The 22,730-nt window shown below is 69.4% G+C and carries 18 protein-coding genes; 7 read left to right on the top strand and 11 right to left on the bottom strand.

The window, feature by feature from the left end:
- Window positions 1-10: 10 nt before the first annotated feature.
- The 5 genes from V7D28_RS01985 to V7D28_RS01965 form a co-directional block, all read right to left on the bottom strand.
- The gene (locus V7D28_RS01985) at window positions 11-994 is read right to left on the bottom strand and encodes an NADPH:quinone oxidoreductase family protein (protein WP_333585678.1); all 984 of its coding nucleotides are present in this window, start codon (window positions 992-994) and stop codon (window positions 11-13) included.
- A gap of 50 nt (window positions 995-1,044) precedes the next feature.
- Window positions 1,045-1,665: a TetR/AcrR family transcriptional regulator gene (locus tag V7D28_RS01980; RefSeq protein ID WP_333585677.1), complete on the bottom strand. Its 621-nt coding sequence runs from the start codon at window positions 1,663-1,665 to the stop codon at window positions 1,045-1,047.
- A gap of 101 nt (window positions 1,666-1,766) precedes the next feature.
- A complete protein-coding gene (locus V7D28_RS01975) occupies window positions 1,767-2,159 on the bottom strand; it encodes a hypothetical protein (protein WP_333585676.1) in 393 nt (130 codons plus the stop codon).
- A 55-nt stretch (window positions 2,160-2,214) separates the two neighbouring features.
- Window positions 2,215-3,132 (bottom strand): SDR family oxidoreductase, encoded by a 918-nt coding sequence (locus tag V7D28_RS01970; protein WP_333585675.1) that lies wholly within the window; start codon window positions 3,130-3,132, stop codon window positions 2,215-2,217.
- A 151-nt stretch (window positions 3,133-3,283) separates the two neighbouring features.
- Window positions 3,284-5,236 carry a methyl-accepting chemotaxis protein gene (locus tag V7D28_RS01965; protein ID WP_333585674.1) on the bottom strand — a complete coding sequence of 651 codons (1,953 nt, stop codon included), beginning with the start codon at window positions 5,234-5,236 and terminating at the stop codon, window positions 3,284-3,286.
- A 263-nt stretch (window positions 5,237-5,499) separates the two neighbouring features.
- Here V7D28_RS01965 and V7D28_RS01960 point away from each other — a divergent pair, with 263 nt between their 5' ends.
- Window positions 5,500-5,805 carry a hypothetical protein gene (locus V7D28_RS01960; protein WP_333585673.1) on the top strand — a complete coding sequence of 102 codons (306 nt, stop codon included), beginning with the start codon at window positions 5,500-5,502 and terminating at the stop codon, window positions 5,803-5,805.
- Between the two features lie 115 nt (window positions 5,806-5,920).
- Here the strand turns inward: V7D28_RS01960 and V7D28_RS01955 are convergent, their stop codons facing one another.
- Both V7D28_RS01955 and V7D28_RS01950 read right to left on the bottom strand, forming a co-directional pair.
- Complete coding sequence (locus V7D28_RS01955) at window positions 5,921-6,712, bottom strand: DUF72 domain-containing protein (RefSeq protein WP_333585672.1); 792 nt, start codon at window positions 6,710-6,712, stop codon at window positions 5,921-5,923.
- A 19-nt stretch (window positions 6,713-6,731) separates the two neighbouring features.
- Window positions 6,732-8,402 (bottom strand): M28 family metallopeptidase, encoded by a 1,671-nt coding sequence (locus V7D28_RS01950; protein WP_333585671.1) that lies wholly within the window; start codon window positions 8,400-8,402, stop codon window positions 6,732-6,734.
- 225 nt (window positions 8,403-8,627) lie between these two features.
- Here V7D28_RS01950 and V7D28_RS01945 point away from each other — a divergent pair, with 225 nt between their 5' ends.
- The 3 genes from V7D28_RS01945 to V7D28_RS01935 are packed head-to-tail and all read left to right on the top strand — an operon-like array spanning window position 8,628 to window position 14,366.
- Window positions 8,628-10,073 carry an efflux transporter outer membrane subunit gene (locus V7D28_RS01945; RefSeq protein ID WP_333585670.1) on the top strand — a complete coding sequence of 482 codons (1,446 nt, stop codon included), beginning with the start codon at window positions 8,628-8,630 and terminating at the stop codon, window positions 10,071-10,073.
- A 10-nt stretch (window positions 10,074-10,083) separates the two neighbouring features.
- Window positions 10,084-11,250 carry an efflux RND transporter periplasmic adaptor subunit gene (locus tag V7D28_RS01940; RefSeq protein WP_333585669.1) on the top strand — a complete coding sequence of 389 codons (1,167 nt, stop codon included), beginning with the start codon at window positions 10,084-10,086 and terminating at the stop codon, window positions 11,248-11,250.
- A complete protein-coding gene (locus V7D28_RS01935; RefSeq protein ID WP_333585668.1) occupies window positions 11,247-14,366 on the top strand; it encodes an efflux RND transporter permease subunit in 3,120 nt (1,039 codons plus the stop codon). Before V7D28_RS01940 ends, V7D28_RS01935 begins: the two co-directional genes overlap by 4 nt.
- Window positions 14,367-14,445: 79 nt before the next feature.
- On the opposite strand, the gene V7D28_RS01930 is transcribed toward V7D28_RS01935, so the two are convergent.
- Window positions 14,446-15,432: a threonine ammonia-lyase gene (locus V7D28_RS01930; protein WP_333585667.1), complete on the bottom strand. Its 987-nt coding sequence runs from the start codon at window positions 15,430-15,432 to the stop codon at window positions 14,446-14,448.
- A complete protein-coding gene (locus V7D28_RS01925; RefSeq protein ID WP_333585666.1) occupies window positions 15,429-15,848 on the bottom strand; it encodes a VOC family protein in 420 nt (139 codons plus the stop codon). The genes V7D28_RS01930 and V7D28_RS01925 overlap by 4 nt, the downstream gene beginning before the upstream one ends.
- Window positions 15,849-16,122: 274 nt before the next feature.
- Between V7D28_RS01925 and V7D28_RS01920 the strand changes: the two genes are divergently transcribed.
- The 3 genes from V7D28_RS01920 to V7D28_RS01910 all read left to right on the top strand — a co-directional run bounded on the left by V7D28_RS01920 (window position 16,123) and on the right by V7D28_RS01910 (window position 20,834).
- Window positions 16,123-17,412: an adenylosuccinate synthase gene (locus V7D28_RS01920; RefSeq protein WP_333585665.1), complete on the top strand. Its 1,290-nt coding sequence runs from the start codon at window positions 16,123-16,125 to the stop codon at window positions 17,410-17,412.
- 72 nt (window positions 17,413-17,484) lie between these two features.
- Window positions 17,485-18,306, top strand: a complete 822-nt coding sequence (locus V7D28_RS01915) for a response regulator (protein WP_333585664.1) — start codon at window positions 17,485-17,487, stop codon at window positions 18,304-18,306.
- A gap of 143 nt (window positions 18,307-18,449) precedes the next feature.
- Entirely contained in the window at window positions 18,450-20,834 is a 2,385-nt protein-coding gene (locus V7D28_RS01910) for a TonB-dependent siderophore receptor (protein ID WP_333585663.1), read from the top strand.
- Window positions 20,835-20,909: 75 nt separating this feature from the next.
- Here the strand turns inward: V7D28_RS01910 and rpoH are convergent, their stop codons facing one another.
- Complete coding sequence (rpoH, locus tag V7D28_RS01905; RefSeq protein WP_333585662.1) at window positions 20,910-21,797, bottom strand: RNA polymerase sigma factor RpoH; 888 nt, start codon at window positions 21,795-21,797, stop codon at window positions 20,910-20,912.
- A gap of 195 nt (window positions 21,798-21,992) precedes the next feature.
- Window positions 21,993-22,730, bottom strand: a 738-nt coding sequence (locus V7D28_RS01900; RefSeq protein WP_333585661.1) for an RluA family pseudouridine synthase, incomplete at its 5' end; no start/stop codon positions are given.

Below are 22,730 nucleotides of genomic sequence, written 5' to 3'. Positions count from 1 at the left end.
CCTTCGGGATTCAGAGATCGGGACGGATGATCGCCTTTCCGACCACCTTGCGGTCGGCGAGGCTGTCGAAGGCCGCGCGCCATTCGGCCAGGGGATATTCGGCGTGCACCCGCGGCGTCACCAGCCCCTCCCGCGCCAGCCGCCAGATGGCCTCGTGGTTCTCCCGGCCGCGGTCGGGGAAGCGGCGGCCATACTCGCCGGCGCGAACCCCCATCACCGAGATCCCCTTGATCAGGGCGATGTTCACCGGCAGCACCGGATGGCGTCCGGAGGTGAAGCCGATGGAGAGAATGCGCCCGTCGAAGGCCATGCAGCGCAGGCTCTCGTCAAAGACGTCCCCGCCCACCGGGTCATAGACGATGTCGGCGCCATGGCCGCCGGTGATGGTCTTGACCGCCTCCCGGAAGCCCTCGGTGACGTTCACCGTGGCGTGGGGCGCGTAGGCTTCGCGCACCACGGCCAGCTTGGCGTCCGAGGCCGAGGCCGCGATCACCTTGCAGCCCAGGTGTCGGGCCAGGTCCACGGCGGCCAGTCCCACCCCTCCCGCGGCTCCATGCACCAGGACCCAGTCCCCCGCCTGGGCCTGGGCGCGCCGCACCAGGGCCACATAGGCGGTGAGATAGGCGGTGGCGAAGCCGGCGGCCTCGGAAAAGCTCATGCGGTCGGGCTTGGGCCGCAGGCCTGCGGCCGGGGTGATCGCATACTCCGAAAACCCGCCCAGCCGGGCCCCGCCCACCACGGCCTGGCCCGGCGCGAAGCTCGTGACCTCGGAGCCCACGGCATCCACCTCGCCGGCGATCTCCAGGCCGGGAATGAAGGGCAGGGGCGGCTTGTGCTGATATTCCCCGCGGGTCTGCAGCAGGTCGGGAAAGTTCACCGCGGCCGCCCGGACCCGGACCCGCACCTCGGCCGGGCCGGGTTCCGGCGTGGGCACATCGCGCAGGGCGCAGCCCGCATAGTCGGCGGCCAGTTCTTCGACCAGGAGGGCGCGCATGGGCGTCTCTTTCTTCAGAGGGGCCGCGGCCGCCCAAAGGGTCGCCGCTCTCAGGCCCCGGCCCGCGGCAGGCCCTTGAGGCCCGACATGATGAGGGCGGTGGAAAACTCCGTGGCGCCTTCCACGTCCACGGGGCGGCGGTTCAGCATCTGGTCGCCCACCTCGCGGGCGATGGCGATGCAGGCGCCGGCCAGATAGTCGGCGTCGGCGGCAGGCGCCCCGCCGCGGGCGATCTCGTCGAGGATGGCGGCGCGCACCTCGTGGAACACCGCCTCCATTTCGGGGGTCTGGCCATGCACATAAAGGTGCTCGCCCGCCGGGCGTCGGTCGGCCCAGTTCTGGTGCTCGTCGGCCAGGAAGCGGAAATAGGCTTCAAGGGCCGCGCGGACGAAGCTCTCGAAGTCGGTGTTCTCGGTTCTCAGAGCCTTGAGTATGGGGGCGAAACGCTTGGCGCCGTCGTCGGCGAGGGCGGCGAACACCTCCTCCTTCGACTTGAAATAATTATAGAAGGTGCCGGCGGCGAGACCCGTGCGCCGGATGATGTCGCGCACCGTGCAAGGCTCGTAGCCCAGTTCCCCGAACACCTCGCGGGCGGCGTCCAGAATGGCGGTGCGATTCTGGACCTTGGTCCGGGCCCGTTTACCGGTCGAGAGAAGGGCGACCTGAGACATGCGACTCCATACGCAAACCTGACGGGCGTCATTCTAGAGGCAGGGATGGCCGAGCGCCACCGCTCTGTGTCCGGACAGCCGTGCGCCTGGGGGTCGAGCCCTTATCTTGAGCAGCCCAGCCGGCATTGGCCCCAGCCCTGGGCGCACTCATCGGCCTCTTCGCCGGCCAGGCAGAAATAGTAGGTCTGGGCGCAATCCAGGCGGCACCGGTCGGCGACCTGGGCCGGACGCATGAGCAGGCTCTGCGTCCGCGGGGCGGCGCTCAGGGCTGACGGCGCCGCGGGGTCCGACGCTGGCCGCAGCAGGGGCGCAGGCCCCTCCGGATCGGCCGCCGGCGCCGGGGCGGGCGCCCCCAGGCCCTGGCCGCGCAGGCCAAGCTCGCCGGCGCCGGGGCGCTCCAGGCGCAGGCGGCCGGCCTCCTGGGCCTGGACCGCGCCCCCCAGGACCAGCAAGACGGCGAGGATGAGGCCTGAGCAGATCCCGGAGCGAACCATGAGCCAGAGCCTCAGGCGCCAGCCGTTAAGTCCTGGTTAACCCTGTTGGCCCGGCTCACACGGTGCGCTGGGCGCGGTCCTTGGCGTTGGTCTGCGAAATCGCCGCCCGGGCGGCCTGCCATTCGGCGTCGCCCCAGGCCCGCAGCCGCGCGAAGTTGCCCCCCGTGGCCTGCCAGGCGGCGCCGTCGATGGTGATGGTCTGGCCGTTCACATAGGCCGAGAGGGGGTGCAGCAGATAGACCGCCAGATTGGCCAGTTCCCGCATCTCGCCCACCCGGCCCATGGGGTTGCCGCTCATATCGCCATAGGCCCCGCCGCTCTGCTCCTGCGCGTTGGGGTTCAGCCGCGCGCTCATGCCTTCGGTGGGGAAGGGACCAGGCGCGATATTGTTGAAGCGGATTCCATAGGAGCCCCACTCCACCGCCAGGGACTGGCTCATGGCCGCGATGCCGGCCTTGGACATGGCCGACGGCACCGTGTAGGGGCCGCCGTTCCAGATCCAGGTCACCAGGATTGAGACTACCGAAGCCTTGCGACCTTCGGCGATCCAGCGTTTGCCGCAGCCCTGGGTGACGAAGAAGGCGCCCCGGAAGACAATGTTTGAGATGGCGTCGAAGCCCCGGGGGGAGAGGTCTTCGGTGCGGCTGATGAAATTGCCGGCCGCATTATTGACCAGACCGGTCAAGGCGCCCCCGTCGGCCCAGATCTGGTCGAGCATGGCCTCGATCGCCTCAGGCACGCGGATGTCGCAGGCCAGGCCCACGCACCGGCCTCCATGGGCCTCCATCAGCTCTCGGGCGGTCTCCTCCACCACCCCGCCGCGCCGCCCGCAGATATAGACATCGGCGCCCAGCATCAGGCAGGCCTCGGCCATCACCTTGCCCAGGCCTGTGCCGCCGCCGGTGATCAGGATCCGTTCGCCCTGCATCAGGCCGGGGCGGAACATCAGGTCTTCCATTGCAAGTTCGGCCACGGGTCGTCCTCCTGGGTTCTTGTTGCTTCCCAAGAGTGCGCCGCCATGCCGCGGCGGAGGTCAAGTCTGCGGGGCGGGAGTCCGAACGCAAGAACGGCGCGCGACCCTGGCCGCGCGCCGTCCCTGTCACCTCAAGTCTTTGAATCAGGTTCTAGAACTCTTCCCAGCCCTCCGGGTCGGCGCTGGGCCGCATGGCCAGCGCCGTGGCCCCCTGGCTGACCGGCGCGGCGGCCGCGCGGGCGGCGGGCCGGGCGGCGGGCCTGGCCGGGGCGGCCTGGGACCTCTGGGGCGCGCGGCGCTCGTGGGCGGCGCTCACCTGGAAGCGGGCCACCAGGCGGGCCAGCTCCCGCGCCTCGTCGGCCAGGACCCGGCTGGCGGCGGTGGACTGCTCCACCATGGCCGCATTCTGCTGGGTCACATGGTCCATCTCGTTGACCGCGGTGTTCACCTGGGCGAGGCCCAGGGCTTCCTCCTTGGCCGAGGCCGCGATCTCGGTGACCAGGCCGTTGATCTCGGTCACCTGGGCCACGATCCGTTCCAGGGACTTGCCGGTCTCGCCCACCAGATCGACCCCCTGGGCCACCTGGTCGGTGGAGGCGCTGATCAGAGCCTTGATTTCCTTGGCCGCCTCGGCGGAGCGCTGGGCCAGCGCCCGCACCTCGGAGGCGACCACGGCGAAGCCGCGGCCCGCTTCGCCGGCCCGGGCAGCCTCCACCCCGGCGTTGAGCGCCAGCAGATTGGTCTGGAAGGCGATCTCGTCGATGACCCCGATGATCTGGCCGATCTGCTGGGAGGACTGCTCGATCTGGCCCATGGCCGAAACGGCGCGGCGCACCACCTCGCCTGAACGCTCGGCGTCGGCCCGGGCCGAGGTGACCGCCTCGCGGCCGCGATCGGCCCCGTCGGAGGTCTTCTGGACCGTGGCGGTGATCTCATCGAGCGCCGCGGCGGTCTCTTCCAGGGTCGCGGCCTGGTGCTCGGTGCGGCGCGACAGGTCGTCAGCGCTGCTGGAGATTTCCGTGGCCCCGGATGTGATGGCGCTGGTGGTGGCCGAAATGGCGCTCATCGCCTCTTCCAGCTTGGCCACGGCGGCGTTGAAGTCGTCGCGCAGCTTCTGGTACTCGCCGGGGAAGTTGGTCTCCAGGCGGTAGGTCAGATCGCCGTCGGCGAGCCGGTCCAGAGCCTGCGCCAGGGCGCCGACCACGCTGGCCTGCTCCTCGGCCACGGCGGCGGCGGCCTCGGCGCTCTGGCGGCGGGTTTCCTCGGCCGCGGCCCGCGTGGATTCCTGCTCAACCCGCAGGCGCTCCATCTGGATCTGGTTATCCCGGAACACGGTGAGGGAGCGGACGATGGCGCCCAGCTCGTCCTTGCGGGCCAGGGCGTCCAGATTGACCTCGTTGTCGCCGCGAGCCAGCTGCTCGGTGGCGCCGGCGATCTGTTGCACCGACCGGCGGGTCGTCAGGACCGAGAGGGCGGCGATGGCGCCGGCGGCCAGCAGGGTCAGCAGAACGGCGCCGATGGTCAGGTTGCGCGCCGTGGCCGCCTTGGCCTCCATGGCGGCGGCCCGCTCATCGGTATAGGCCTGGGTGGCGGCGACGATGCCGCGCAGATTGGCGGCCATCTCGGCGTATTGCGCCTCGAACGGCGCGGCGAAGCCGGCGGCGGTGGTGAAGTCCACCGAGAGCATGGCCACGATGATGTCCAGGGCCTCGTGAGTCTCCTTCAGGTCGGCCACGAGGGTGTCGAAGGCCGCGTGCTGAGAGGCCGGCGCGGCGGCCTTGGCCTCTTCGGCCTCGGCGCTGATCGCCTCCACCTCGGCCAGCATGGCCTGGGCGCGGGACTCGATCTGATCGGTCTCGATTCCCGCCGCCTGGTTGGTGAGCAGGAGATAGAGCTCCCCATGCACATTATTGATGCGCGCTGAAATCTGTTGGATGCGCAGGCTGTTGGGCATGTCGGTCTCGACCACCTGCTCCAACGCGCTCGTCTGCGCATTTTGCATGTAGATCGTGCCGCCCGCCAGAACCGCGAGCATCACCAGGGCGAAGGCCGGCGCGACGCCGATCTTCACCATCAAAGGCAGGTCCACCAGCCTGAGCCGCATTAGCCCAATCCCCCAACAATGGCTAACGACCGTGACAATCGGTCGCTCTCATGATGAACCGGAGGTTGCTAACAGAACCTGACCAGAGGTTGCGCGGGCGGGCCCATTCAGCCCAAGGGCCCCCTCATTTCGTGTAACGCAAGGGAAAGAGGCCGCGAAAACAGGGTTGATTTCTGCTCACCATTCTTTCTGCGCGCGCATTAGACAATTTTAACCTGAATCCCCGATGGTCCCCTCACTTCCGTTCTAGAAGGAGTGGGTAGGTGAAAAAGATCATCGCAATGGGTGGGGGCATCTTCGTCAGCCTCGTCCTGGCCAACGCCACCGCGGCGGCCTCTTTTGAAGAAAGCATGGCGCGCTGTCTGACGAAGCACGCCAACATGCGCGACTCGGCGACGGTCATGCTGGAATGCAATGCTGAGGGCGGCAAGCTCTCGGGTTGCAAGGTCCTGCAGGACAGCGCCGCCGGCAAGGGTTTCGACAAGGCCGCGCTCTGCGTCGCCGACGCCCTGCCGATGGGTTCCAAGTCCGGCCAGGTCAAGGTGCCGATGCGGTTCCCCGGCTCCTGATCCTCAAGCGATCAGGACCACCAAGAATCAGTATTCTTGCGATCCGACACCCCTGCGCCTCGTGCGCGGGGGTGTTTTCGCACGTGGGCTGACCCCTGGCGGCCCCAGGCTCGGCTCAGACGCGGCTCATCAGGGCCTGGGCCGCGGCCGGGGCGCGGACCTTTCCCTCGCTGATGAAGAAGGCGAACACCTCCCGCGGCGCGGCGGCGGGCGGCGTCGGCCCGACCAGCGGCAGGTCCTGCGGGACCGCCCCTTGCGCATAGGCGTCCAGCCGTCCCGCCCACAGATCGAGATCCTCAGCCCCGTAGCCGGTCTCCACCTCGTCAGAGCCGCACATCAGCCGGGCATAGACGAAGTCGGCCGTGGGGTCGGCGATCAGCGGAAACTCAGCGTGATGGGTCAGGCAGACGGCCACGTTGCGCGCCCGGCACAGCTCCAGAAAGGCGGGATCGGCGAAGCTCTCATGGCGGACCTCCACGGCGTGGCGCAGGGCCAGGCCCTCCTTCTGCGCGGGCAGGAGGTCGAGGAAGGCGGAAAAATCGTCCGGATCGAACCGCTTGGTCGCCATGAACTGCCAGAGGATGGGGCCCAGACGGTTCCCCAGCTCCACCAGTCCCTGGTCCAGGAACTTGGTGATCGACTCCCCGGCCTGCGCCAGCACCTTGCGATTGGTGCAGAAGCGCGAAGCCTTGAGGGTGAAGATGAAGCCCTCCGGCGTAGCCGCCGCCCACTTGGCGAAGCTCTCCGGCTTCTGGCTGGAATAGTAGGTGGCGTTGATCTCGATGACCGGGAGGCGGGCGGCGGCATAGGCCAGCTCATCGGCCTGGCGCAGGCCCTTCGGATAGAAGACGCCGCGCCAGGGTTCGAAGGTCCACCCGCCGATCCCGGCGCGCACCCGTCCGGTCATGACCAAGGCCCCGCCCCGTTCAGCGCCGCGCCGCAGCGCTGGCCTCGCGGCGGGCCTTGAACTCCGAGCCGTCCTTCCAGGCCGGCCAGGCCTCGGAATTGGCCAGGTTCAGGCCAAGCGCGTGCAGCATCTCGGCGTCCTGCGCGATGCCGTCCAGATTCCAGTCGGGGCCATACTCGTCGGCCTGCTGATGGTACTTGCGGGCGGAATAGGCCTCGCCCCAGGCCAGACCCGCCGGGATGCCGCCCTCGATCAGGTCCAGGCCCGAGCGGTAGGACACCGCGGGAACTCCGGCCCGCACGAAGGGGAAGTGGTCGGAGCGGAAGAAGCTGCCCGCCTCAGGACGGGGATCGGGGGCGAAGCGGCGGCCCCGCTCGGCGCCCATGGCGATCAGCATGTCCTGCAGGTCCGAGGCGGCGTCGCCGGCGGTGGAGAAGTCCCGCGCCGGTCCGGCGGGCGAGGGGGCGTCCAGGTTCAGGATCGCCACCGTGGTCTCCAGGGGATAGAGCGGCGCCGAGGCGTAGTACTCCGAGCCCAGCAGGCCCTTCTCCTCGGCGGTCACCAGCAGGAAATTCACGCTGCGCTCCGGCGCCGGGCCTTGCGCGAAGGCCCGGGCGATCTCCAGCACCGCGGCCACGCCGGCGGCGTTGTCCACCGCGCCATTATAGATGGTGTCGCCGCTCGCGTCGGGAGCCCCCACCCCCAGATGGTCCCAATGGGAGGTGTAGATCACCCGCTCCTGCGGCCGCCGCGTCCCGGTGATCTCGCCCACCACATTGCGGGTGATCACCTGCTGCTGATCCACGTCGAAGCTGGTGGAGAGGGTGACGCCCTCCAGCGCGCGGGGCCGGAAACCGCGCTTCTGGGCCTCAGCCTTGAGGGTTTCGAAGTCCAGGCCGGCGGCGGCGACCAGATCGACCGCCAGGTCCCGCTGAACCCAGCCCTCCAGGGCCGTATGGGCGGCGGCCGGGTCGGGCCGGACGATGTCGAGAATCTCATTGGTGTTGGAATTGGCCACGGTCGCCCAGCCATAGGAGGCCGGCGCGGTCTCGTGGATCACCAGCAGGCCGAGCGCCCCCTGACGGGCCGCCTCCTCGTACTTGTAGGTCCAGCGGCCATAATAGGTCATGGCCTTGCCGCCGAAGTCGCCCTCGCCGCTCTCGAAATCGGGGTCGTTCACAAGGACCAGGGCGATCTTGCCCCGCATGTCCAGGCCGGCGAAGTCGTTCCAGTCGCGCTCGGGGGCCACGACGCCATAGCCGGCGAAGACCAGGGGCGCATCGGCGATGCGGATCTCCCGCTGGCCATTGGCCGAGGCCCGGATGGCGATCTCCTGGCCCTGGGTCAGGACGACGGTCTTGCCGCCGGCCGCGTAGCTGGCCGCGATCGGCCCCTTGATCTCGAACCGCGACAGGGGAACGTCCTGGGTCCAGGCGCGCACGCCGTCCTTCAGATCCCCGGCGGGGGCGACCCCTGCGGCGGCCAGTTGCTCTGAAAGATAGGCGATGACCTTTTCCTCGGCGGGCGTCGCGGGGGCGCGGCCCTCGAAGGCGTCCGAGGCCAGCACCTCCACATGGGCGCCGATGCGCGGGGCGGAGATCTCTGCGCCGGCCGGGCCGGCCAGCAAGGCCAATGAAACAGCGGCGGAAAGAGCCAGGCCGCCGACGCTCGACAACAGAAGGGGTTTCATAGGGGCCTCGACGCAAGGGGGGTCCGACGGGCCGCGAACCTAACGCTGGCCGTGCGCTTTCGCCACAGGCCTTGTGACCTCTGTGACAGGGGGCTTGCGTGAATGTATCGGCCCTGCAATCGAAGCGTCGTGAAGCTGTGGTCTTGGAGCGTCGGCTGTCAGGCCGCACAGTTGCGACCGAACAGCGATCTCCGTGATTCGCGGCACGAGGCCTCCAGGGACCGCATGCGCCTGAGCTCCCCCTTCGCCCTTCTGGCCTATGTCGCCCTGGCGGGCCTGAGCCTCGCCGGCTGCGCCGGGCCGCGTGCGGCCCAGGTGGAGTTGCCGCAGCTCTATCCCCAAGGCGCCCTAGGCGGCCCGGAGGCCGAAGCCCTGGACGCCTGGTGGCGGCTGTTCGACGACCCGACCCTCACCGCCCTGGTGGAAGAGGCGCTGGAGCGCAATCCCGACGCCCAGAGCGCCAGCGCCAGGCTGCGCGAGGCCCAGGCCACCGCGGCGAGCGCGCTCACGGCCTTCCTGCCCCAGGGCCAGCTCACCGGTTCGGCTCGCCGCACCGAGACCGAGCAGATCGACGGGGATGAGATCAACTTCCCGGGGCTCTCCACCTCCGGGACCAGCGAGACCTATCAGGCCAATTTCAATGTGAGCTGGGAGCTGGACCTGTTCGGTCGGTTCTTCGCCGCCCGGCGCGGCGCCCAGGGCGACATGGCCGCGGCCCGCTTCGCCTATGAGGGCGCGCGCGCCAGCCTGGCCGCCAATGTGGCCGACACCTACTTCCAGGTGCGCGGAACGGCCATCCAGCTGGCCGACGCCGAGGAGACCGCGCGCATCCAGACCGCCCTGCTGCAGCTCGCCGAGCGCCGTACGGCCCTGGGGCTCGCCGCGGCCTCGGAAAGCGATCGGGTGGCCGGGGAGCTGGCCCAGGCCCGCGGCCAGGTGGAAAGCCTGTCGGCCGAACTCCAGGCTCAGCAGCGCACCCTGATGGTGCTGGTGGGGCGCGGCACAGCGCCGCTGGAGGCGATGGCGACCCCCAGCCTGGCCTCGCCGCCGCCGGTTCCCATCACCCTGCCTGGCGACCTTCTCGCCCGCCGCCCCGACGTCCGCGAGGCCGAGGCGCGGATCAGCTCGGCCGCCGGACGGCTGGCCTATGCGCAGCTGGCCTTCTTCCCGACCTTCACGTTGACGCCTGGCCTGGGCCTGTCGCGCAACGACCAGCCGGGCTATTCGGCCACCACCCAGAACTGGAGCATCGGGGCCAATGTGTCCCAGCCGGTGCTCAACATTCCCCGCCTGCTGCTGGACCTTCGCGCTCAGGACGCCCGCACCGAGCAGGCGGTGATCGCCTATGAAAAGGTGGTTCAGACCGCCTATGCCGAGGCCGAGAGCGCCCTGGTTCGCCTGGGCGCCGATCGCCGGCGGGTCGCCCTGCTGGACGACGGCGCCCGCCGCGCCGAACGGGCCTATGAGGCCGCGCGCACCGGCTATGGGGCGGGCCTCACCGATCTTCAGACCGCGCTCGGCGCCGAACAGTCCTGGCGCGCGGCCAGGTCCCAGCTCACGGCCGCCCAGGTGCAGAGCCAGCGGCGGACCGTCCAGGCCTTCAAGGCCCTGGGCGGCGGCTGGCCGTCCCAGACGCTGCCGCCCCGTTCCACCCCCGTCGAAGCCCGTTGAGGCCGTTGGCATGATGCGAAACTCGTCTCTCTCCGTCGCCCTGCGCCGAGGGCTCCAGGTCGCGGCCTTTGGGGCCGGCCTGCTGGCCCTGGCCGCCTGCGGTGATCAGCCGGAGGCGGAGTCGCCGGAGGCTCTGGCTCGTGCGGTGACGGTCGTTCCCGTGGCCAACCGGTCTCTCACCGGCTCGCTGAGCGCCGCCGGCCCCCTGGTCCCGCGGGAGGCGGCCGCCGTGACGCCGGAGATTTCCGGCTATCGGGTGGCCGAGGTGCTGGTGGAGGCCGGCGCCTATGTGCGTCGCGGCCAGCCCCTGGCGCGTCTCGACGGAACCCTGCTGCAAGGTCAGATCGCCCAGCAGGAGGCGGCGCTGGCCCAGGCCGAGGTGCAGGCCGAACAGGCCGAGCGCCAGGCCGCCCGGGTCGATGGCCTCCAGGGCCAGGGCGTGCTCTCCGAAGAGCAGATCGAGCAGCGACAGTTCCAGGCCCGCTCGGCCCGCGCCCAGGCCCGCGCCCAGGCTGCGGGTCTGCAGGACCTCCGCGCCCGGCAGGCCAGGCTCGCCGTCACCGCGCCGGTGTCCGGCCTTGTCCTGGAGCGCAATGTCCGCCCCGGCGACGCCGCGGCGGCCGGCGGCGCCACCCCCTGGTTCGTCATCGCCCGGGACGGGCTGATCGAGCTTCAGGCCCAGGTCTCCGACGCTGAACTGGCCCGCATCCGTCCTGGCCAGTCCGTCCAGGTCCAGCTGCAGAGCGGCGAGGTGGTCCAGGGCTCGGTCCGCCTGGTCAGCCCCCAGGTGGACACCCAGACCCAGCTCGGCCGGGTGTGGATCGCCCTGCCGTCGCGGCCCAGCATCCGGGCCGGCGGGTTCGCCCGCGCAAACTTCGCCGCCGTGGGTGAGGGCGTGCGCACCGTTCCCGAAGCCGCCGTGCGCTACGACGCCGACGGCGCCAGTGTCATGGTGGTGGACGCCAACAACCAGGTCCGTCGCGTCCGCGTCCGCACCGGCGCCCGGGGCGATGGGCTGGTCGAACTTCTGGAAGGCCCGGAGGTGGGCGTGCGCGTCGTGGCCAGCGCCGGCAGCTTCCTGCTGGACGGCGACTTCGTGCGTCCGCGCGAGGCGGGCGCGGCTGAGCCGACACCCGCCGCCGCGGCTCCCGTCGCCAAGACAGGTCCCGCCCGATGAGCGAGGCCCGCCCCCTCGGCATTTCCAACTGGGCGATCCGCAACCCCGTCCCTGTGGCGGTGCTGTTCCTCGCCCTGACCCTGGCGGGGCTGGTGGCCTATACGGGCTTGCCGGTGAAGCTCTTCCCGGACGTACAGTTCCCCGCCGTCTCGGTGACCGTGACACAAAGCGGCGCGGCGCCTGGCGAGATGGAGACCCAGATCACCCGGCCGGTGGAAGACGCCCTGGCGGGCATCCCGGGGGTGAACAACATCCACTCGAACGTGACCCTGGGCGCCTCGGTGACCACGGTCGAGTTCGTGATGGGAACCGATCTGCAGAAGGCCACGGACGACGTCCGCGCCCGGATCGACCAGACCCGGGCCGTGCTGCCGCGGGAGATCGACGAGCCCACGGTCCAGCGGATCGAGCTCGATTCCCAGCCCATCCTCAACTACGCGGTTTCGGCCGAGGGCATGTCCCAGGTGGAGCTCTCCTGGTTCGTGGAGGACACGGTGGCCCGGGCGCTGCAGGCCGAGGACGGCGTGGCCCAGGTGGTGCGGATCGGCGGCGTCACCCGCGAGATCAATGTCATCCTCGATCCTGACCGGCTGGCGGCCCGCGGCCTGACCGCCGCCCAGGTGAACAACGCCTTGCGCGGGTTTGATCTCGACGCCCCCGGCGGTCGCGTGGCCATCGGCGGCCAGGAGCAGACCCTGCGCATCCTGGGCGCGGTGGACACCATCGAAGCCCTGCGCGAGCTGACCATCCCCACCGGCCAGGGGCGGTTCGTCCGGCTCACCGACATCGCCGAGGTGGGGGACGGCTCGTCCGAAGTCCGCGGCTTCGCCCGACTGAACGGCCAGCCGGTCATCGGCTTCTCGCTCATGAAGACCCGCGACTCCAGCGATGTGGAGGTGGAGGACCGGGCCCTGGCGGCCATGCAGCGCCTGGAGGCGCAGTACGAAGGGGTCCGCTTCACCAAGATCTTCTCGTCGGTGGACGAGACCCGGGCCAGCTTCACCGCCACCCAGCACGTCCTGATGGAAGGCATGCTGCTGGCGGCCCTGGTGGTTTTCGTCTTCCTGCGGGACTGGCGCTCCACCCTGATCGCGGCGGTGGCCATGCCTCTGTCGCTGATCCCCACCTTCCTGGTCATGAACTGGCTGGGCTTCTCCCTCAATGTGGTGACCCTGCTGGGCCTGACCCTGGTGATCGGCATCCTGGTGGATGACGCCATCGTCGAGGTGGAGAATATCGAGAAGCGGGTGGCCACGGGGGTGCGCCCCTACCGCGCGGCCATGGAGGGCGCCGACGCCATCGGTCTGGCGGTGGTGGCCACCACCGCGGCCATCGTCGTGGTCTTCGCGCCGGTCTCCTTCATGACCGGCATGGCCGGTCAGTTCTTCAAGGAGTTCGGCCTCACCGTCTCGGTGGCGGTCATGTTCTCCCTGCTGGTGGCGCGCCTGCTGACGCCGCTCATGGCGGCCTATCTGCTGAAGCCCAGCGTCCACCCCACCCCGCGCAAGCCGTTCAAGGGACCCTATCGCCGGGTGTTGGAATGGGCCCTCGACCACCGGATCGCCGCCTGCGTCGCCGGCGGCGTGCTGTTCATCGCCTCGGTGGCCCTGGGGCCGCTTCTGCCCACAGGCTTCCAGCCGGCGGGCGACCCCGACTATCTGCGGGTCAATATCCAGGGTCCGCCCGGCGCGACGGCGGCGCACATGGACCGCGTCGCCCGGCAGATCAACAACGTGTTCCAGGATCGCCCGGAGGTGACCGGCGTCTTCGTCCAGATCGGCTCCACCGCCGCTGGCGGTGGTCCGGGCTCGCTCGGCAGCGGCGGGGGCGGGGACCTGCGCAGCGGGTCGGCCACTATCCTGCTCGAGGACAAGCGCAAGCTCAGCGGCGCTGACATCCGTCGGGAGATGCGCCAGGCCCTGCGCGAAATCCCTGACGCTCGCGTGAGTTTCCTGGATTCCGAAGGCGGGGCCGGCCTGCAGATCGTCCTCACCGGCAATGATCCCGAGGCCCTCAACGACGCGGCCCTGGAGCTGGAGCGCCAGATGCGCACCGTCTCGGTGATCGCCGAGCCGCGGCCCTCGGTGCCGCCCATCGGGCCCGAAGTGGTCATCCGGCCGCGCGCGGCCGAGGCCGCCCGCTTGGGCGTCAGCGTCGACCAGATCGCCGCCATCGCCCGGGTGGCCACGGTGGGCGACATCGACGCCAATGTGGCCAAGCTCACCGACGGCGAGCGCCGTCTGCCCATCCGCATCCGCCTGCCGGCCGACGCCCGTGGCGACCTGGAGGCCATCAAGGCCCTGCGCCTGCCCACCGCCTCGGGCGGGGTGACCACGCTGGGCGCCGTGGCCGATGTGGAGTTCCAGGCCGGCCCGGCCCGCATCCAGCGCCTGAACCGGCAACGCCAGCTCACCGTCCAGGCGGAGCTGAACGGCGTGGAGCTCGGGGTGGCCAACCAGGCGGTCCAGCGCCTGCCGATCATGCAGAACCTTCCCGAGGGGGTGGCGCCGGCCGACACCGGACAACTTGAGGCCATGCGCGAGCTCTTCGCCTCCATGGGCATGGCCCTCTTCGCCGGCATCTCCATGATCTATGGCGTGCTGGTCCTGCTGTTCCGCAGCTTCTTCAAGCCGGTGGTGATCCTCTCGGCCCTGCCCCTGGCGGTGGGCGGCGCCTTTCTGGGACTGCTGATCTTCCAGCTCTCCCTGTCCGTGCCCTCGATGATCGGCTTCCTCATGCTCATGGGGCTGGCGGCCAAGAACTCGATCCTCCTGGTGGAGTACGCCATCGAGCGCGAGCGGGAGGGCATGTCCCAGCGCGACGCCATCGTCGACGCCTGTCGCGAGCGGGCGCGGCCCATCGTGATGACCACGGTGGCCATGGCCGCGGGCATGCTGCCCACCGCCCTGGCCCTTCAGGACGGGGCGGAGTTCCGCCAGCCCATGGGCGTGGCGGTGATCGGCGGCCTCATCACCTCCACCGTGCTGTCCCTCGTGCTGGTGCCGGTGGTCTATGAGTTCGTGGACGACTTCGAACGCTGGCTGAAGCCCAAGCTCGGCCGCTTCGTCACTCCGCGGGAGGCGCCGGAGGACGCCGTTCCGGTGGACCGGCTTTAGAGCGCGTTCCGATCCGTGGGAACCGGCCATCGGATCGAAACGCGCTCAAGTCTCTGAGTTCAGAACCCGATGCGCCACCTCACGAGGCGGCGGGCTCGGCCAGGATCTGGGCGAGCAGGGCGGGATCGATATTGCCGCCCGACAGGATGACGGCGACCACGGCGCCTGGGCGAAGGCTGATCTTGCCCGCCAGAAGGGCCGCCAGCCCCGCCGCGCCGCCGGGCTCCACGACCAGCTTGAGGTCCAGGGCCGCGCACCGCACGGCGCGGGCCACCTCGGCGTCGTCGACCACCGCGACGCCCGCCATGTGCGCCTGCAGGATGGGGAAGGTGATCTCCCCGGGGAAGGGCGATTCCAGCGAATCGCACAGGGTCCGGCCCTGCGGCTTCAGAACCTGGCGCGCGCCGGCGGCCAGGGACTGGCGGGTGTCGTCGAAGCCCTTGGGTTCGACCCCCCAGATCGCGGTGGCGGGCGAGCGCGCCTTTACCGCCGTGGCGACGCCTGCGGCCAGGCCGCCGCCGCTCACGGGGACGACGACAGCGTCCAGGCTCAGGCCCAGGGCGGCCGCCTGGGCCGCCAGCTCCAGCCCCGCTGTGCCCTGGCCGGCGATGATGTGCGGGTCGTCGAAGGCCGGGACGATGATCGCCCCGCGGGCCTGGGCCAGTTCGGCGGCGATGGCTTCGCGGCTCTCGGTCAGACGGTCATAGAAGCGCACCTCGGCGCCGTAGCCGCGTGTAGCGGCCACCTTCACCTGGGGGGCGTCGCTCGGCATGACGATCACGGCGGGCATGTCCAGCAGGCGGGCCGCCAGGGCCACCCCCTGGGCGTGATTGCCGGAGGAGAACGCCACCACCCCGGCCTGACGTTCCGCCGGCGAGAGCTGCACCAGCCGGTTATAGGCGCCGCGGAACTTGAACGCGCCCACCCGCTGCAGGGTCTCGGCCTTGAACAGCACGGTCAGCCCCAGACGCTCGTCCAGGGCCGGGTTGCGCAACAGCGGCGTCTCCAGGGCCTGGCCAGCCAGGCGGGCGGCGGCGGCCTCGATATCCGTCAGGGTCACGCTCATCGGGCGAAGACCATGGCGTCGTCGGCGAAGGCCTTGAACTCCAGCGCGTTGCCGCTGGGATCGAGGAAGAACAGGGTGGCCTGTTCGCCCGGCTGGCCCTGGAACCGGATCTGAGGCGCGATGATGAATTTCACCCCGGCGGCGGTCAGCCGATCGGCCAGGGCCTTCCAGGCGTCCAGCTCCAGGATCACCCCGAAGTGGCGCACCGGCACGTCTTCCCCGTCCACCGCGCTGGTGCGGCGGTGGCCGGCCTCTTCCGGCGACAGGTGGGCGACGATCTGGTGGCCGAAGAAGTCGAAATCCACCCAGTCCGGACTGCTGCGGCCCTCGGCGCAGCCCAGCAGGCCGCCATAAAAGCTGCGCGCCTGGGCCAGATCGTGAACCGGAAAGGCGAGATGAAAACGGGGTCTGGTCATGCGTCAGTGATAGCCCGAGCGTAGCCGCCCTGGCGAGGCCGAGAACCTGCGCCGACCCCATCGCCCTTGCCGGCGCCTATAGACCGAAGTTTCAGGCGCGGAATTTCCCGCCCCCCGCCCCTGGCGGGGGTTGACGATGCCCGCGCGCGACTGTTTTACAGCCCCTGTCGATCCGCCCTTGCGGCCGCGACACCGACAATCGATCAAAATCCTCTCGCCGAGCCCTGTCGAAGGGCGAGACGGATCCGCCTGGCAGGCGGAAGGATCGTATCTCATGGCCAATGTGACGGTGATCGGCGCCCAGTGGGGCGACGAGGGCAAGGGCAAGGTCATCGACTGGCTGGCCAATCGCGCCGAGGTGGTCGTCCGCTTCCAGGGCGGCAACAATGCCGGCCACACCATCGTGGTGGGGGACAAGACCTACAAGCTCTCCCTGCTGCCGTCCGGGGTCATCCAGGGCAAGCTGTCCATCATCGGCAATGGCGTGGTGGTCGATGTCTGGTCCCTGCTGGACGAGATTGAGCGCGCCCAGGGCCAGGGCCTGTCCATCAGCCCCGATAATCTGGTGGTGGCGGAGAACGCCACCCTCGTCCTGCCCCTGCACCGGGATCTGGACGGGGCGCGGGAGGCCCGCGCCGGCGCGGGCAAGATCGGCACCACCGGCCGCGGCGTGGGTCCGGCCTATGAAGACAAGGTGGGCCGTCGCGCCATCCGTTTCGCCGACTTGGCCGACCGGGAGGCCCTGCAGGTGAAGATCGAGCGCCTGCTGGCCCACCACGGCGCCCTGCGGGCTGGCCTAGGTCTGCCCGAAATCACCCCGGCCGAGGTCCTGGCCCAGCTGGAGGCTGTGGCGCCGAAGATTCTGCCCTATGTGAAGCCGGCCTGGCGGGTGCTGGGCGACGCCATCAAGGACGGGCAGCGGGTCCTGTTCGAGGGCGCGCAGGCCACCCTGCTGGACGTGGACCACGGCACCTATCCCTATGTGACTTCATCCAACACGGTGGCCGGCCAGGCCGCGGCGGGGGCCGGCGTCGGCCCTACCGCCGGCGGTTATGTGCTGGGCATCGTCAAGGCCTACACCACTCGGGTGGGCGAGGGCCCCTTCCCCACCGAGCTGCACGACGAGACCGGCCGCCTGCTGGGCGAGCGGGGTCATGAGTTCGGCACGGTCACCGGACGGCCCCGGCGCTGCGGCTGGTTCGATGCGGTCCTGGTTCGCCAGTCTGTGGCGGTGGGCGGCATTCAGGGCGTGGTCCTGACCAAGCTCGACATTCTCGACGGCTTCCCCAAGCTGAAGGTCTGCGTCGGCTACCGGCTGAACGGTCGCACGGTGGACTATCTGCCCGCGGGTCTGCGCGATCAGGCGGGCCTGGAGCCCATCTACGAAGAGATGGACGGCTGGAGCGAAAGCACCCGCGGCGCCCGCAGCTGGAAGGACCTGCCGGCCAATGCGATCAAGTATGTCCGGCGGATCGAGGAGCTGATCGGCGCGCCGGCCGTGCTCCTGTCCACCAGCCCCGACCGGGATGACATCGTCATGATGCTCGACCCCTTCCAGGGCTAAGGGGCCCCGCGTCGTAAGCGGTTCTTTTACGCCCCCCTGCCAGGGTGCTCAGGCACCCGGGGAGCGGCGAGCTTGTTCAAGGACGATCGGAAGCTGATTGAGCGCATGGCTCCGGCCATGCAGCGCGTTCTGGTGGTGGACCCCTCCGCCGCCGGGGCGCGCATGCTGGCCGATCTGCTGCGCAGCCTGACCCATTGCCACATCTGGGTCGCCCCCACGGCCGGCAAGGCCATCGACCTGATGAAGGCCGTCGATCCCCAGATCATCTTCATCGACCACACCGGTCGTGGCGGGGTGGACGGCATTGAGTTCACCCGGCGCCTGCGCCGCGGCGACGCGCTTTGCCGCCAGGCGCCGGTGATCATGATCCTGACCGAACCCACGGCGGCCACCGTGCTGGGCGCCCGCGACGCAGGCGTGCATGAGTTCCTGCGCAAGCCCTTTGCCATCGCCGACCTGCTCAAACGCCTGGAGGCGGTGATCCTGCGGCCCCGGGACTGGGTGGAGGCGGTGACCTATGTCGGCCCCGACCGGAGGCGCTTCAATTCCGGCGACTATTCCGGCCCGCTCAAGCGACGTTCCGACTCCCGCGCCACGCCGGAAAAGGCGCGCATCACCCAGGCCCTGAAGATCCTCAAGTCCGCCGCCGGCGCCCTCGACAGCGATCCCACCCAGGCCTATCGCGCCATGCAGGCCCAAGGCGCGGAGCTCCAGCAGGTGGCCATCAAGACCGGCGACCTGGAACTGACCAGCGCGGCCGCCGACCTGCAGCGCTATCTGGCCACGGTGGTCGATCCCAAGCGCCTGGACCCGGCCGAGGTCGCCTTCCATGTGGCCGCCCTGCAGCTCTTCATGCCCGATGAGGGCGGCCAGGGTCGCAAGCGAGTCGCGTAGGAGCCCCCGTCCGCCCGTTAAGGTTGTGACGCAGAAGTTTCAGAAAAGCTTCACTCGCCGCGCAAGTCCCGCGCCCGTTCAACGGGTAATCCCCCACATTCTGTAGGGTCGCGCGGCGGCCGCTGTTCTCGGGGGGATTCACCATGGCTCATCATCATCTCTTGGGCGCCAGCCTGCTGGCGATCGCGCTTGCCTGGTCGGGCGCCGCGGCGTCACAAGAGGACGAGGCCACGGTGGGGGAACTGACGGTCATCGCCAATGACCGCGCGGGTCTGATCGAGCGTCAGCCCACCGACACTGTCTTCGGGATCGACAAGCCGCTGATCGAAACGGCGCGCTCGGCCAGCTTCGCCAGCGACGTGACCCTGGAGCGTTACGGCATCGAGACGGTGGACGACCTGGTGGCGGTCTCGCCCGGCGCCTTCACCGCCAGCTTTTATAATGTGCCCGGTTCGGTGGCCGTCCGCGGCACCCTGGCCGAGATCTATTTCCGCGGGTTCAAGCGCATCGAGAACCGCGGTACCTATCCCACCCTCCTGAGCGCGGTGCAGCAGGTGGAGATCGTGCGCGGCCCGCCCACCGCCTATCAGGGTCCCGGCAAGGTGGGCGGCTTCCTGAACTTCGTGCCCAAGACCGCCCAAGTGGAAGGCGCCTTCCTGACTGCGCCCACCGGCCAGGTCGAGGTGACGGTCGGCAGCTATGACAAGAAGAATCTCAGCGCCCAGATCGGCCTGCCCGCCAGCTTCGGCGCCGTCGACGGAGGCGTCTATCTCTATGGGGAGCTGGAGGATTCCAAGAGCTTCTACCGGGGGATATCGCCCAAGCACCAGCTGCTGCAGATGTCCTCGGACTTCTCCACCGCCGAGGGCTATTTCGTCGCCTTCGGGGGCATGTACTACAATTCAGAGGGCTATGTTCAGACGCCCGGCTGGAACCGCCTGACCCAGGAACTGGTGGACAGCCAGACCTATATCCGCGGCCGTGACACCAACATCGTCGATCTGGACGGCAATGGCCGCCTGACGCCCAACGAGATCGGCGCCAGCCTGATCAAGGGCTATAACGGCGTGGCCACGCCCTCCATCGATCAGCGTTTCGTCCTCGACACCGGGGTGGGGCGCTCGAAGATCAGTCCGCGGGACGTGTTCATCTCCGAGCGCGACTTTTCCGACACCGAGACCCAGACCTATTATTTCGACATCGGCCGCCGGTTCGGAGACGGCCAGGTGGTCAAGGCCCAGCTCTTCTACGACCAGCTGAAGAACCAGCGGTTCGTCTCCTACGGCTTCCCGGCCGACTATGACACCTGGGTGGCCGAGGCGCGTCTCTCCCATTCGGGGCAGTTCGCCACCGCCGGCCGCGAGCTGGTGGTCAACACCGTCGCCGGCCTCTCCTGGCGCACCTTCGAGGGCGAACGCAAGGAAAGCACCGCCTGGGTGGCGCTGGACCGCCGCGACATCCTCACCGGCGCCCAGCCCAACGACATCATCGATGATCCCTTCTCGGTGGAGCCGGGGGGCATCAACATGCCCTGGAACCTGCACAACATCTCCAAGTGGCACGACCGCGGGGCCTTCGCCGTGGCCGACGTGATGATCTATGACCGCCTCAACCTGGTGCTCAGCGGCCGTCTGGACGACTACGACGTCAAGTCGCAGGACATCGGCAGCCAGGCCTCGGCGGCCAACCGCCTGGGCTTCAATCGCGGCAAGGGCAAGGGAACCTACAGCCTCAGCGCCAGCTATCGCGCGCCCCTCGGCCTGATGCCCTATGTCACCTATGCCGAAACCGCCGCCCTGGAGGTCAGCCAGGCCGGCGACATCAATCCCGGCCAGATCCCCAACGGCTCCTGGCTATCGGATTCGGATCTGCGTGAGGTGGGCCTGAAGGGCCAATGGCTGGACGGGGCCCTGGTGGCCTCCCTTTCGGCCTATCGTCAAACCCGGACGCGACTGAACTCGGTCAGCATGACGGTGGTGGGCCACCGCTCCAAGGGGCTGGAGCTTGAGGCGCGCTGGGTGGTCAACCCGAACTTCAGCCTCAGCTTCAGCGGCAACAACCAGCAGACCATCGTCAAGGGGCCGAATACGGGCTTCTACTACATCCCCTCCTATGTGGCCCGCACCCCGGGCGAGCTGGGCTTCGGCGGCGGCTATGCGGTCTTCTCCTACGCCACCTTCCCTTCGCGGGCGGTGGACTATGAGGAAAGCACCGTGCCCGACACGGTGGCCGCCCTCTACGCCACCTACACCACCGACGAGATGAGCTGGGGACAGGCCGGCCTCACCGCCGGGGTGAAGTATGTCAGCGAAACCTCAGGCACCGTCCCCGGCGCGGTGGTCTATCCTGACTATGCGACGGTGACGGCGGCGGCCTATGTGGCCCGGGGACCTTGGATGGCCAGGCTCAATATCGATAACCTGTTCGACAAGCTCTACTTCACGCCGGTGGCCGATGTTTACGCCAATGTCGCCGTGCTGCCGGGCGCTGGTCGCCAGTGGCGCCTGACGGTTCAGCGGAGCTTCTAGAGCGCGGACAAGATGAAAGAAGGCCGGCCCCTTAGGGACCGGCCTCCGAACGTCCTGGGGTGCGGTCGACCGGGGTCAGGCGGCCACCAGATTGCGCTCCTCGGCCGCGGCCTGCATGGACTTCTGCAGCTTTTCGAAGGCGCGCACCTCGATCTGGCGCACCCGCTCGCGGCTGACCCCGTACTGGCCGGCCAGTTCCTCCAGCGTCGTCGGGTCGTCCTTCAGGCGCCGCTCAGTGAGGATGTGGCGCTCGCGCTCGCTGAGCTCGGCCATGGCCTCCTCGAGCAGCCCCATGCGCAGGGACCTCTCCTCGTTCTCGGCCACGACGCTCTCCTGGCTGGGGGAGTCGTCATCGGCCAACCAGTCCTGCCATTCGCTCTCGGAGTCCGAACGCAGCGGGGCGTTCAGCGAGGCGTCCGGCCCCGACAGGCGCCGGTTCATGGAGATGACTTCCTCGTCCAGCACGCCGAGCTTGGTGGCGATCTGGCGCACCTGTTCGGGGCGCAGGTCGCCTTCCTCGAAGGCGCTGATCTGGCTCTTGGCCTTGCGCAGGTTGAAGAACAGCTTCTTCTGGGCCGCGGTGGTGCCCATCTTCACCAGGCTCCACGAGCGCAGGATGTATTCCTGGATCGAGGCGCGGATCCACCACATGGCGTAGGTGGCCAGGCGGAACCCCTTGTCGGGGTCGAACTTCTTCACCGCCTGCATCAGGCCCACATTGCCCTCGGAGATCACTTCCCCGATGGGCAGGCCATAGCCGCGATAGCCCATGGCGATCTTGGCCACCAGACGCAGGTGGCTGGTGACGAGCTTATGCGCGGCCTCGGAGTCTTCGTGCTCCTGCCAGGCCTTGGCGAGCATGAACTCCTCGTCCTTGGCCAGCATGGGAAACTTGCGGATTTCGCTGAGATACCGGCTCAAGCCGCCTTCCGGCGACATGACGGCGAGCGTGTTCGCGGCCATGACAATCCCCTTTTCGTGCGGATCACCGGACCATCGCGCCTGGCGCGCGCGGACACCTCCGCCCCCTTCGAACTTCCCAAATAGGTATGGGTTTCGCCGGGCGGAAGACCGTCGGGGAGGAGACGGTCCGAAAAATCCGACTTCTGAACTCAGGTATTTCTATTCGCCGAACAGGGCGCAAACAAGGCGCCCGCCTCAGAGGGCCGCCAGCGCGCGCTCCAGGGCCGCCATGTCGGCGGGCAGGGGGCTTTCGAAGCGCAGGGTTTCGCCCGTCACCGGGTGAACAAAGCCCAGCACCGCGGCGTGCAGGGCCTGTCGCTCAAGGCCCGCCTGCGCCATGGCCTCGCGCACCGGGGCGGCCGGGCTGCCCGAGCCATAGACCGGGTCCCCCAGGCAGGGGGCGCCGCGGGAGGCCAGGTGCACGCGGATCTGGTGCGTGCGACCGGTCTCCAGCCGGCAGGCCACCCAGGCCGCGCTCGGCCGCTCGGCGGGGCCATAAGCCTGGCGGGTCTCATAGTGAGTCACCGCCTCCCGGCCGCCGGACTTCAGCACCGCCATCTTCTTGCGGTCGTGGGTGGAGCGGCCCAGTCGCGTCTCGATGGTCCCCTTTCGCGGCTCCGGCGCGCCGCGGGTGAGGGCCACATAGAGGCGGTCGATGTCGTGGGCGGCGAAGAGCGCGCTCAGGCCCTGATGGGCGAGGTCGTTCTTGGCGCAGACGAGGACGCCAGACGTGTCCTTGTCGATCCGGTGGACGATCCCCGGACGCGCCACCCCGCCCACGCCGGAGAGCGAGGCGCCGCAATGGTGCAGCAGGGCGTTGACCAGGGTTCCGTCCGGCGTGCCCGGCGCCGGATGCACCGCCATGCCGGCGGCCTTGTCCACCACGATCAGGTGGGCGTCCTCGAAGAGGATGCTCAAGGGCAGGGCCTGGGG

The sequence above is a fragment of the Phenylobacterium sp. genome, from assembly GCF_036723115.1.
In the GTDB taxonomy this organism is placed as follows: Bacteria; Pseudomonadota; Alphaproteobacteria; order Caulobacterales; family Caulobacteraceae; genus Phenylobacterium.
Note: the sequence above shows the minus strand (reverse complement) of the source record. Positions and strands in the feature narration are given on the sequence as shown.

Bases quoted from the DNA above. Each gene is read 5' to 3' on its own strand.
- V7D28_RS01985 (WP_333585678.1), bottom strand. From the start codon at position 994: ATGCGCGCCCTCCTGGTCGAAGAACTGGCCGCCGACTATGCGGGCTGC.
- V7D28_RS01980 (WP_333585677.1), bottom strand. From the start codon at position 1,665: ATGTCTCAGGTCGCCCTTCTCTCGACCGGTAAACGGGCCCGGACCAAG.
- V7D28_RS01975 (WP_333585676.1), bottom strand. From the start codon at position 2,159: ATGGTTCGCTCCGGGATCTGCTCAGGCCTCATCCTCGCCGTCTTGCTG.
- V7D28_RS01965 (WP_333585674.1), bottom strand. From the start codon at position 5,236: ATGCGGCTCAGGCTGGTGGACCTGCCTTTGATGGTGAAGATCGGCGTC.
- V7D28_RS01955 (WP_333585672.1), bottom strand. From the start codon at position 6,712: ATGACCGGACGGGTGCGCGCCGGGATCGGCGGGTGGACCTTCGAACCC.
- V7D28_RS01950 (WP_333585671.1), bottom strand. From the start codon at position 8,402: ATGAAACCCCTTCTGTTGTCGAGCGTCGGCGGCCTGGCTCTTTCCGCC.
- V7D28_RS01945 (WP_333585670.1), top strand. From the start codon at position 8,628: ATGCGCCTGAGCTCCCCCTTCGCCCTTCTGGCCTATGTCGCCCTGGCG.
- V7D28_RS01940 (WP_333585669.1), top strand. From the start codon at position 10,084: ATGATGCGAAACTCGTCTCTCTCCGTCGCCCTGCGCCGAGGGCTCCAG.
- V7D28_RS01935 (WP_333585668.1), top strand. From the start codon at position 11,247: ATGAGCGAGGCCCGCCCCCTCGGCATTTCCAACTGGGCGATCCGCAAC.
- V7D28_RS01930 (WP_333585667.1), bottom strand. From the start codon at position 15,432: ATGAGCGTGACCCTGACGGATATCGAGGCCGCCGCCGCCCGCCTGGCT.
- V7D28_RS01925 (WP_333585666.1), bottom strand. From the start codon at position 15,848: ATGACCAGACCCCGTTTTCATCTCGCCTTTCCGGTTCACGATCTGGCC.
- V7D28_RS01920 (WP_333585665.1), top strand. From the start codon at position 16,123: ATGGCCAATGTGACGGTGATCGGCGCCCAGTGGGGCGACGAGGGCAAG.
- V7D28_RS01910 (WP_333585663.1), top strand. From the start codon at position 18,450: ATGGCTCATCATCATCTCTTGGGCGCCAGCCTGCTGGCGATCGCGCTT.
- rpoH (WP_333585662.1), bottom strand. From the start codon at position 21,797: ATGGCCGCGAACACGCTCGCCGTCATGTCGCCGGAAGGCGGCTTGAGC.